We start from the raw sequence: 10,686 nt of genomic DNA on the forward strand, positions 1-10,686 counted from the left end.
CGGGACGGTCTAGCGGCGGGTGAGGTCGGGGCGGGTGAGGTCGGGGCGGGTGAGGTCGGGGCGAGCAGCGACGAGGCTGAGCCAGCCGCCCGAGAGGTTCCGCGCGTCCATACCGTCCTGGAGCAGGACGCGGGTGGCGATGTAGGAGCGGACGCCGCTGGCGCAGTGCACGGCGACCGGTCGGCCGGCGGCGGCGTCCCGGACCTCGTCGAGCCGGTCGCGGAGCTCGGTGTGCGGGATGTTCAGGGCGCCCGGGAGGTGACCGCGCGCGAACTCGCCGCGCGAGCGGACGTCGAGGACGAGGCTCGTCGCCAGGACGTCGTCGAGGTCCCGCGCGTGCCACTGCGGCATGGTGCCGTCGAGGACGTTCTGCGCGACGAAGCCGAGCATGTTCACCGGGTCCTTCGCGGAACCGTACGGCGGGGCGTAGGCGAGCTCGAGCTCCGCGAGGTCGTCGGCGGTCATGCCGGCGCGCAGCGCGGTGGCCAGCACGTCGATGCGCTTGTCGACGCCCTCGCACCCCACGGCCTGGGCACCGAGCAGACGCCCGTCCGGCGCGAAGGTCGCCACGACGTGGACCTGCTGGGCGCCCGGGAAGTAGCCGGCGTGGTGCCCGGCGTGGATGCGGACGACCTCGTGCGCGATCCCGGCACGATCGAGCGCGGCCTGGCTCGCACCGGTCACAGCGGCGGTGAGGCCGAAGACGCGGACGATCGCGGTGCCCAGCACGGTCGCCTGGGGCGTCGTGCGGCGGCCGAGCATCGCGTCGGCGGCACGTCGGCCCTGACGGTTCGCCGGCCCGGCCAGCGGGACGGGCCCGGTGACGCCGGTGACGGCCTGCGTCACCTCGACGGCGTCGCCCACGGCCCAGATGTGCGGGTCGGACGTGCGCTGGTCGGCGTCGACCCGGATCGCGCCACGGGCACCGAGCTCGAGGCCGGCGTCGCGGGCGAGGTCGCTCGCGGGTCGGACCCCGACGTTGACCACGACGACGTCCGCGACGACCTGCGTGCCGTCGGAGAGCGCGACGCGCGCGGCACCGCCGTCGTCCGTGATGCTGCGCGCCGAGACGCCGAGGTGCAGGCCGACCCCGTGGGACCGGAGCTCGTCGGCGAGCAAGGGCGCGAGCTCCGCGTCGAGCGGGGGCAGCACGTGGTCGGCGAGCTCGACGAGGTCCACCTGCAGGCCGCGGGCCGCGAGCGCCTCGACGGCCTCCAGGCCGATGAACCCGGCGCCGACGACGACGGCCCGTCGGGGGCCGTCCACCGGGAGCTGGGCCACGCGGGCGGTGAGCGAGTCCAGGTCAGGGACCGTGCGCAGCGAGTACACGGCCGGGTGGTCGAGGCCCTCGATCGGCGGCGTCACGGCGACGGCACCGGGTGCGAGCAGCAGGGCGTCGTACCCGAGCTGGTAGGTGCCGTCGGCCGTCGCGACCGTGACGGTGCGCGCGTCGCGGTCGACGGCGGTCACGCGGCTGCCGGTGCGGACGTCGAGCGCGAGCGCGGCACGCAGCGACTCGGGCGTGTGGAGCAGCAGGGCGTCGCGGCTCTCGATCTCGCCGGACAGGTGGTACGGCAGGCCGCAGTTGGCGAAGGAGACGTACTGCGACTGCTCGAGGACGACGATGGAGGCGGACTCGTCGAGGCGGCGGGCGCGCGCGGCGGCGCTCATGCCACCGGCTACCCCGCCGACGACGACGATGCGCCGGGGCGCGGGGGCGTCGGGAGCTGGTGTCGTGGGCATGTCACCACCATACCCCCGGGGGTATCCAGACACGGGCGGACGACGGTGTGGCCGTCGTCACCGCCTCGAGCGGCACGAGCAGAACCGGTCGCGTAGCGTCGACAGCGACCAGCGCCTCCCGCACCGAGGAGTGAGATGGCCAACCGCCTCGCCGCCAGCACCAGCCCCTACCTGCTGCAGCACGCGGACAACCCCGTCGACTGGTGGGAGTGGGGCGACGAGGCCTTCGCCGAGGCCGCGCGCCGCGACGTCCCCGTCCTGCTCTCGGTCGGCTACGCCGCGTGCCACTGGTGCCACGTCATGGCGCACGAGTCGTTCGAGGACGCTGCCACCGCCGCCTTCATGAACGAGCACTTCGTGTGCGTGAAGGTCGACCGCGAGGAGCGCCCCGACGTCGACGCCGTCTACATGACGGCCACCCAGGCGATGACGGGCAGCGGCGGCTGGCCGATGACGGTGGTCACCACACCGGACGGCCGCCCCTTCTTCTGCGGCACCTACTTCCCGCCCCGGCGCGTGCAGCAGATGCCCTCGTTCCCCGAGGTGCTGGCCGCGCTCGCCGCCGCCTGGACCACGCGCCGCGAGGAGGTCCTGAGCAACGCGGGCACGATCGCGGACGCCCTCGGGCGGCCGGTCGTCGGCTCCGACGGGCCCACGGGCAGCGACCTCGTCGACGAGCGCGTCGTCGCCCGTGCGCTCGGCGCGCTGGGCGCGTCGTTCGACGAGCGCGACGGCGGCTTCGGCGGCGCGCCGAAGTTCCCGCCGTCGATGGTGCTGGAGTGGCTGCTGCGCCACCACGCCCGCACGGGCGACGCCGACACGCTCGCCATGGCGCGGGCCACGCTCGACGCCATGGCCCGCGGGGGCGTGTACGACCAGCTCGCGGGCGGGTTCGCGCGGTACTCCGTCGACGCGACCTGGACCGTGCCGCACTTCGAGAAGATGCTCTACGACAACGCGCTGCTGCTGCGCGTGTACCTGCACGCGTGGCGGTCGACGGGCGGCCCGCTGCACCGGCGCGTCGCCGAGGAGACCGCCGACTGGCTGCTGGCGGACCTGCGCACGCGCGAGGGCGGGTTCGCGTCGGCGCTCGACGCCGACAGCGAGGGCCGCGAGGGGGCTTTCTACGCGTGGACGCCCGGGCAGCTGCGCGACGTGCTCGGCGACGACGACGGCACCTGGGCCGCCGAGGTCCTCGGGGTCACGGACGAGGGGACGTTCGAGCACGGCGCGTCGGTCCTGCAGCGACGGCACGACCCCGACGACGACGCGCGGTTCGCCGCGGTGCGCGACCGGCTGCGCGAGGCGCGGGCGGCGCGCCCGCACCCGGCCCGGGACGACAAGGTCGTCTCGGCGTGGAACGGGTTGGCGATCGCCGCCCTGGCCGAGGCGGGTGCGCTGCTCGACCGGCCCGACCTCCTCGACGCGGCCCGTGCGTGCGCCCGGCTGCTCGCGGACCTGCACACCCGTACCGGCCCGGACGACGGCGACCGGCTGGTGCGGACGTCGCGCGACGGCGTCGCCGGGAACGCGCCGGGGGTGCTGGAGGACTACGCCGACGTCGCCGAGGGCTACCTCGCCCTGGCCGCGGCGACCGGCGAGCACGAGTGGACGGCCCGGGCCCAGCGGCTGCTGACGACCGTGCGCGCGCACTTCGGTGACGAGGACGGCGGCCTGTTCGACACCGCGGACGACGAGACGGACCCCGTCCTGGGCACGCTGCGCCGACCGCAGGACCCGGCCGACGGGCCCACGCCCGCCGGACCGCCGGCCGCCGCCGCGGCGCTCGTCACGCTCGGCGCCCTGACCGGTGATCTCACCCTGCGCGAGGCCGCCCTCGCCGCCCTGCGCGCGCCGCTGCAGATCGCCGCCCGCTACCCCCGCGCGGCGGGGTGGGCTCTCGCGACCGTGGAGGCGCTGCTCGACGGGCCGCGCGAGGTCGCCGTCGTCGGCGCGCGGGACGACCCGGCCACGCGCACGCTGCACCGGACGGCGCTCGCGTCACCCGCGGCGGGCGTCGTCGTGGCCGTCGGCGACCCGGACGACCCCGGCGCCGACACCCCGGCCCTGCTGCGCGACCGCCCGCTGGTGGACGGCCGACCCGCGGCCTACGTGTGCCGAGGCTTCGCCTGCGACCGCCCGACGACCGACCCCGACACCCTCACCCAGCAGCTGCGCTGACGTGGGGGGGCGTGCCCTGCGCCGGCCCCCGTCCCCGTCTCAGCGCTCACGGGGGCCCTCGTCGTCCTGAGCCGCGACGACCCGAGGCAGGTCGACCTCGTCCGGCGCGGGGGGAGCGTTCTGGTCCACGACCACGTGGTGCCGCTCCTTCTCCTCCTGGTAGTGGGAGTAGCTCGGCTGGAACACCTCGATGAGCGGGCCGAGCGCCGCCGAACCACCGCCGGGCGGACGCTTGGTGCCGAGGTAGATCCACCCCTTGTGCGAGGCCCACGCCGCGGCCGCGCCGACCACGCCCGCGGCCACCGCGACGATCCACCACTCCATGTCGGTCGCACCTCCTGTTGCACGCGCCGCCCGGCCGCGGTTCTGCCGATCAGTCGAAGCAGGCCGGACCCGTCTCGTCGATGAAGCGGAGCACCTCGACGTCGAGGTCCCGCTCCGGGACATCGCCGACGACGATCGCGGGGTCGAGGAGATGGAGGAGCACCCGCATCAGCATCATCGCGGACAGGTCGCCGTCGAGCGCGGGTCGTCCACGGCCAACACCCCGCCCAGCCGTGAGAGGTCGATCCAGTACCCGGCGCCGTCCGTGTGCGACGGCCGCCAACGGAGGCGAGGGTGCTGGATCGACCTCTCACGCGCTGATGGGGGGCTGGATCGACGTCTCACGCGCTGATGGAGGGCTGGATTGACGTCTCACGGCCTGAGGGGAGGGGTCGACCCGGACGGCGCGTCAGGTCGTCGGGTGGCCGCCGTGGACGGTGCCGCGCCAGGCACCCGTCTCGGTGCGGCGGCCCTCGATGAACTCCTTGAAGCGGTGCAGGTCCTTCTTGACCTGGCGGTCGTCGGCCCCGATCGCGGCACCGACCTTCTCGCGGATGCCCTCGGGCTCCCACTCGATGTGCGTCGTGATCCGCGTCGAGGTGGGCCCGAGCGGCTCGAACGTCACGCGGCCGGCGTGCGTCGTGCCGTCGACGCTCGCCCACGCGACGACCATGTCGGGCTGCTGCTCGAGGATCGCGGCGTCGAACTCGCGGTCGATGCCCGCGATGCTGGTCGTCCAGCGCGTCAGCGTGTCGCTGATCTGCTTGATCTCCTCGACGCCGTTCATGAAGTGCGGGAACTCCTCGAACTGTGTCCACTGGTCGTACGCGGTGCGGACCGGGACGTCGACGTCGATGGTCTCGTCGATCGTGGCCATGGTGTCGCCTCCGTAGCGTTCGGGGATGTGTGCCCGCTCGACGCTACGTCCGTCCCGGCGGGCGCGCGCGTCGAGGCGGCGACGCCCCGGGGCCGCCTCAGGCCGGGGTGGGGCCGACGTCCGGGACGTCGATCGCGGCCAGCTCCGCGAGCGCCCGGGCGTAGCCCGCGGCGTTCCCGTCCCGCGCCGCGGCGCGGGCCGCGACCGTCGGCCCGTGCAGCAGAGCCCGGGTGCGCCGCCGCAGCGACCGGGCGCGCGTCTCGTCCCGCTCCGACGGCGGCAGGGCGTCCAGCGCCACCTCGAGACCACCGAGCACCCGGGTCCGCTCGGCGACGACCGCGGGGTCCCACTCGCGCACCCGCCGGTCGCCCTCGAAGTCCTCGGCCGCCCGCAGCACCACCTCGCGCGCGCGTCCCAGCGCGGCGTGCTCGGCCGGGGCGTGCTCCGCCACGGACTGCAGCGAGACCAGCGTGACGCCCGGCAGGGACCGGACGTCGGGGTCGACGTCGTGCCGCAGCGCGAGGTCGACGACGGTGAGCGGCTGGGGTTCCCCGCGGCGCGCGGCGGCGAGCGCCTCGACACCCAGCACGGCGCCGGCGGCGCCCGAGCACGCGACGACCAGGTCGGTGTGCGCGACCTCCGCGAGCAGGTCCGCGCCCGCGGGCAGTGCCGTCACGCCCCGCGCCGACGCGAACGGTCCGGCGCGCCCGCTGGGCGAGAACACGCGCACGTCGCGGACGCCCCGCGCCTTCAGCGCCGCGAGGCTCGCGCCGGCGTACGAGCCCGTCCCCACGAGCACGCACCGCACCGACGCCCAGTCCGCGACGCCGTCGACCTGCGGGAGCGTGCGCGACGCGAGGTCGAGTGCGACACCGACCACGGAGCGGCCGGTCGACCCGAGCCCCGTCGACTTCTCGACGGCGCGCGACGCCCGGGACGCGGCCTGGAAGAGGGCCTCGAGCGTCGACGTCGTCGTGCCGTCGCGGCGTGCGGTGGTCAGGGCACGTCGCACCTGCCCGGCGATCTCCCGCTCCCCCACGACCATCGACTCGAGCCCCGAGGCGACGGCGAACAGGTGCTCGCTGGCGTCGGCGCCGACGAGCGGGTGCAGGTGCTCGGCGACGTCGTCGGGGCTGTAGCCGGAGCGGGCCGCGACGGCCTGTGCGACGGCCCGGCGGGCGCGGGGCGTGTGGGCGGTGTCGTCGACGTCCAGGTACAGCTCGAACCGGTTGCACGTCGCGAGGACGACGGCACCGGTCACGGCGTTCGTCGCGGCGACGAGCTCCCTGCCCACGGCGTGGACGTCCGACTGCAGACGTTCCAGCACGGTCAGGTCGAGGGAGTGGTGACTCGCGACGAGAGACAGGAGCACCACGGGACCCGATTGAATCATCCCCAGAAATGTCCGGCACAATCCAGGGTGTGAGTCTTCCCCCACACCATCCGCTCCTTGACGGCCGCACCGGCGATTCCGCGCTCGTGACGGCGTATTCCGGGACGCGTCCCGAGCGCCTCCCGGTCTGGTTCATGCGCCAGGCCGGACGTTCGCTCCCCGAGTACCGGGCGTCGCGTGCGGGCACCGCCATGCTCGACGCGTGCCTCGACCCGGACCTGGCCTCCGAGATCACGCTGCAGCCGGTGCGTCGCCATGGTGTGGACGCCGCGGTGTTCTTCTCGGACATCGTCGTGCCGCTCACGCTCGTGGGCGTCGACGTCGAGATCGTGCCCGGCACGGGCCCCGTCATCGCGTCGCCCGTGCGCACGGGCGACGACGTCGCGCGGCTGCGGGACCTGGGCCCGCTGGACGCCGCCCGTCTCGCGCCCGTCGCCGCGGGGGTGGAGCGCACCGTCGCGCAGCTGGGCAGCACGCCGCTCGTCGGCTTCGCGGGCGCACCGTTCACGCTGGCCGCCTACCTCGTCGAGGGCGGGCCGTCGCGCGACCACCTCGCCGCGCGCCGCCTCATGCACGCCGACCCGGCCGCGTGGTCGGCGCTCATGGACTGGACCGCCGAGGTGACCGGCGCGTTCCTCGAGGCGCAGGTCACGGCAGGTGCGAGCGCCGCGCAGCTCTTCGACTCGTGGGCCGGCGCGCTGTCGCTCGCGGACTACGCGGCGCACTGCGCGCCCGCGTCGGCCCGGGTGCTGGCGCGGGCGCGGGCGCTCGGGGTGCGGACCGTGCACTTCGGCGTGGCGACGGGCGAGCTGCTCGTCGCGATGCGCGACGCGGGTGCCGACGTCATGGGGGTCGACTACCGCGTGCCGCTCGACGAGGCGTCCGCACGCCTCGGGGGCGGCACCCCGCTGCAGGGCAACGTCGACCCGGCGCTGCTGTCGGCGCCGTGGGACGTCCTCGAGGCGCACGTCCGCGACGTCGTGCGACGCGGCGCGGCGGCGCCCGGGCACGTCGTCAACCTGGGCCACGGCGTGCCCCCCGAGACGGACCCGACCGTCCTGACGCGGCTCGTGCAGCTCGTCCACTCGCTGTGAGCGGGGACGTCGCGCTCGGCCTGGGGGGCCCCGACCTCGACACGCCGGGGTGGGAGGCGGTCGTCGTGGGGGCGGGCGTCGCCGGGCTCGTCGCGGCACGGGAGCTGGCGCGGGCGGGCCTGCGGACCCTCGTCCTCGACGAGCGCGACTCCCCGGGCGGCGCGGTCCGCGGGCACGACGTCGCCGGGTTGCGGCTCGACGCGGGCGCCGACTCCTACGCGACGCGCAACGGCTCGGTGGCCGCGCTGCTGACCGAGCTGGGCATGGCCGACGACGTCGTCGCCCCTGAGCCGCGTGGTGCCTGGACGCACCTGACCAGCGGCGACGGCCCGCTACCGCGCACCGGGCTGCTCGGCATCCCGGCCTACCCGCTGGCGCCGGACGTGCGGCGCACCCTCGGCACCGCGGGGGCGCTACGGGCGGCGCTGGACCTGGTGCTGCCGGCGCGCGTGGGTGCTGACGCGCCGACGCTGGGCGCCCTGGTGCGCGCCCGCATGGGTGACGCCGTCGTGACGCGGCTGGTGCACCCGGTGGTGGGTGGCGTGCACGCGGCCGACCCGGACGACCTCGCCGTCGACGCGGCCGCACCCGGGCTGCGCGAGGCGCTGGCCGCCAGCGGTGGATCGCTCGCCCGGGCGGTGCGCCGGCTGCGTGCGTCGGCGCCGGCCGGCACCGCGGTCGAGGGCGTCGCGGGCGGCGTGCACCGGCTGGTCGACGCGCTCGTCGCCGACATCACCGCGCACGGCGGCGTCCTGCTGACGCGCACGCGCGCGGAGTCGGTGACACGGACGGCGGACGGGACCCTCGCGCTCGGCACGCAGGACCGCCACGACCCCCCGCGCCCGTCGCGTGACCTGCGCACGCAGCGCCTCGTCGTGGCCACGCCGGGTGCTGCGGACCTGCTCGACGGGCTCGACGGCGCGGACCTGCGGGACGTGCGCCTCGACGACGGGGCGCCGGTCACGCTCGTCACCCTGGTGCTCGACGAGCCGGCGCTGGACGTCGCGCCGCGCGGCACGGGCGTCCTCGTCGGGCCGGGTGCCGTCGACGTGCGCGCGAAGGCCCTGACGCACGCCAGCGCGAAGTGGCGCTGGGTCGCGCAGTCCGCGGGCACCGGGCGGCACGTCGTGCGGCTGTCGTACGGGCGCGCGGGCGGTGAGCCGGTGCCGGACGCCCTGCCGACGGGTGAGGACCTCGTGGACCTCGCGCTGCGGGACGCCGCGACGCTGCTCGGGCTGCCGCTGGGCCGCGGGGTGCTGCGCGGGTCGGCCGTCGTGCGGTGGACGCAGTCGCTGCCCCGCCCGAGCGCCGCCCACCGGGCCGCCGTGGCCGCGGTGCGGCAGGCCGTCGGCCCGATGCCCGGGGTCGCGGTGTGCGGGGCGTGGGCCGCGGGCAACGGGCTGGCCTCGGTCGTCCCGGACGCCCGGGCGGCCGCGGCGGCCGTGCTCGCCGACGTCGGGCCGGACGGGTCCTGAGCCGGCGTCGACGCCGCGCTCCGCATCGAGATGACGAGACGTCATCAATACCGTTGAAAGTGACGTGGATCACATTCTGCGCAGGGCAGTGTCGGTCATTCTGACAATGCGTCACATCGATGCCCGGCGCGCATTTCGCCGTCACCTGCCGCGATCAGGCACCCTGCCGCCGGTTTCGACATCCGCGGACTCGGGCACGACACTGGGCGCATGCCTCAGCAGGTGCGTATCGGCACGCGCGCGAGCGCCCTGGCCCTCACCCAGACCGGCCACGTCGCCGACGCGCTGGCAGCGTTCGCCGACGTGGCGGTCGAGACCGTGCGCGTGCGCACGCAGGGCGACCGGGTCCGCGCGTCCCTGGCGACCCTCGGCGGCACGGGGGTCTTCGTCACCGCCCTGCGCGACGCCCTGCTCGACGGCCGCTGCGACGTCGCGGTCCACTCGCTCAAGGACCTTCCGACCGGCCCTGCCGAGGGTCTGGTCGTCGCGGCCGTCCCGCCCCGCGCGGACGCACGCGACGCCTTGTGCGCGCGCGACGGGTTGACGCTCGTGACCCTGCCGGCCGGGGCGCGCGTCGGCACGGGGTCCCCCCGGCGGGCCGCACAGCTACGGGCGCTGCGTCCCGACCTCGACGTCGTGGACATCCGCGGCAACGTCGGCACCCGCCTGGGCCGCGTGCGCGGCCTCGACCCGACGACGGTCGCGGAAGGCGCCCACGTCGGCCCGGATGCCCCGCACCCCGGGGTCGCCACCGACGCCCCGCGCGGCGACCTCGACGCCGTCGTGCTCGCGGCCGCAGGCCTGGGCCGGCTGGGTCGGCTCGACGCCGTCAGCGAGTGGTTCGAGCCCGACGTCCTCGCGCCGGCCCCCGGGCAGGGTGCGCTGGCGGTCGAGGTCCGCACCGCCGACGCCGCCGCGGACACCCCGCTGGCCGACGCGCTGCGCGCGCTCGACCACGCCCCGACGCGGCGGGCGGTCGTGGCCGAGCGTGCCGTGCTCGCCCGGCTGGAGGCCGGGTGCGCGGCACCCATCGGCGCGTGGGGTCGGCTCGACGACGCGACGGGGACGCTCGTCCTCGACGCGGTGGTCGCCGCGGTGGACGGCTCGCGCGTGCTGCGCCTCGCCGCACGCGGGCAGGTCGGTGACGACGAGGAGGCCGACGCCCTCGGCCGACGCCTCGCCGAGGACCTGCTCGCGGCCGGCGCCGCCGACCTCGCCCCCCTGGGACCACGCCCGTGACCGGCGACGCCCCGAACCCCGGAGCCGCCCCGGTGTCCACCGGCCCGCTGACGGGGTCCACCGGCCCGCTGACGGGCTGGCGCGTCCTGGTCCCCCGCCCTCCCCTCGACCCCGATCCGGCCACCCCCCCACCCCCCCACCTGGCCGTGAGAGAGCAATCCAGTCACCCCGACGGCACCCCGGCGGCAACTGGATCGCACTCTCACGCGCCGGAGGGGGTTGCTGGATCGCACTCTCACGTGCCGGAGGGGGTTGCTGGATCGCACTCTCACGCGCGGGAGGGGGTTGCTGGATCGCACTCGCACGCGCGGGAGGGGGTTGCTGGATCGCACTCTCACGCCTGGGGGGGAGGGGGTGGAG

General features: G+C 76.2%; 8 protein-coding genes. 4 read left to right on the plus strand and 4 right to left on the minus strand.

Annotation, left to right across the window (positions count from 1 at the left end; all coding sequences use genetic code 11):
- Window positions 1–9 precede the first annotated feature (9 nt).
- Window positions 10–1,743 carry an FAD-dependent oxidoreductase gene (locus tag NP048_RS17810; protein ID WP_227578787.1) on the minus strand — a complete coding sequence of 578 codons (1,734 nt, stop codon included), beginning with the start codon at window positions 1,741–1,743 and terminating at the stop codon, window positions 10–12.
- 135 nt (window positions 1,744–1,878) lie between these two features.
- Between NP048_RS17810 and NP048_RS17815 the strand changes: the two genes are divergently transcribed.
- Window positions 1,879–3,924, plus strand: coding sequence for a thioredoxin domain-containing protein (locus tag NP048_RS17815; RefSeq protein ID WP_227578786.1), 2,046 nt, complete (start codon window positions 1,879–1,881; stop codon window positions 3,922–3,924).
- Window positions 3,925–3,963: 39 nt separating this feature from the next.
- On the opposite strand, the gene NP048_RS17820 is transcribed toward NP048_RS17815, so the two are convergent.
- The 3 genes from NP048_RS17820 to NP048_RS17830 all read right to left on the minus strand — a co-directional run bounded on the left by NP048_RS17820 (window position 3,964) and on the right by NP048_RS17830 (window position 6,500).
- A complete protein-coding gene (locus NP048_RS17820) occupies window positions 3,964–4,248 on the minus strand; it encodes a hypothetical protein (RefSeq protein ID WP_227578785.1) in 285 nt (94 codons plus the stop codon).
- Window positions 4,249–4,657: 409 nt separating this feature from the next.
- On the minus strand, window positions 4,658–5,125 hold the full coding sequence (locus NP048_RS17825) for an SRPBCC family protein (protein ID WP_227576659.1): 468 nt from the start codon (window positions 5,123–5,125) through the stop codon (window positions 4,658–4,660).
- A gap of 97 nt (window positions 5,126–5,222) precedes the next feature.
- On the minus strand, window positions 5,223–6,500 hold the full coding sequence (locus tag NP048_RS17830) for a glutamyl-tRNA reductase (protein ID WP_227576660.1): 1,278 nt from the start codon (window positions 6,498–6,500) through the stop codon (window positions 5,223–5,225).
- 47 nt (window positions 6,501–6,547) lie between these two features.
- Between NP048_RS17830 and hemE the strand changes: the two genes are divergently transcribed.
- From hemE to hemC, 3 genes are all read left to right on the plus strand, one after another.
- Window positions 6,548–7,612: a uroporphyrinogen decarboxylase gene (gene hemE, locus NP048_RS17835; RefSeq protein ID WP_227576661.1), complete on the plus strand. Its 1,065-nt coding sequence runs from the start codon at window positions 6,548–6,550 to the stop codon at window positions 7,610–7,612.
- On the plus strand, window positions 7,609–9,087 hold the full coding sequence (locus tag NP048_RS17840; RefSeq protein WP_227576662.1) for a protoporphyrinogen/coproporphyrinogen oxidase: 1,479 nt from the start codon (window positions 7,609–7,611) through the stop codon (window positions 9,085–9,087). The genes hemE and NP048_RS17840 overlap by 4 nt, the downstream gene beginning before the upstream one ends.
- 210 nt (window positions 9,088–9,297) lie before the next feature.
- The gene (gene hemC / locus NP048_RS17845; RefSeq protein ID WP_227576663.1) at window positions 9,298–10,326 is read left to right on the plus strand and encodes a hydroxymethylbilane synthase; all 1,029 of its coding nucleotides are present in this window, start codon (window positions 9,298–9,300) and stop codon (window positions 10,324–10,326) included.
- The last annotated feature ends 360 nt before the right edge of the window (window positions 10,327–10,686 follow it).

Origin of the sequence: Cellulomonas xiejunii (assembly GCF_024508315.1) — a bacterium.
Classification (GTDB): Bacteria; Actinomycetota; Actinomycetes; order Actinomycetales; family Cellulomonadaceae; genus Cellulomonas; species Cellulomonas xiejunii.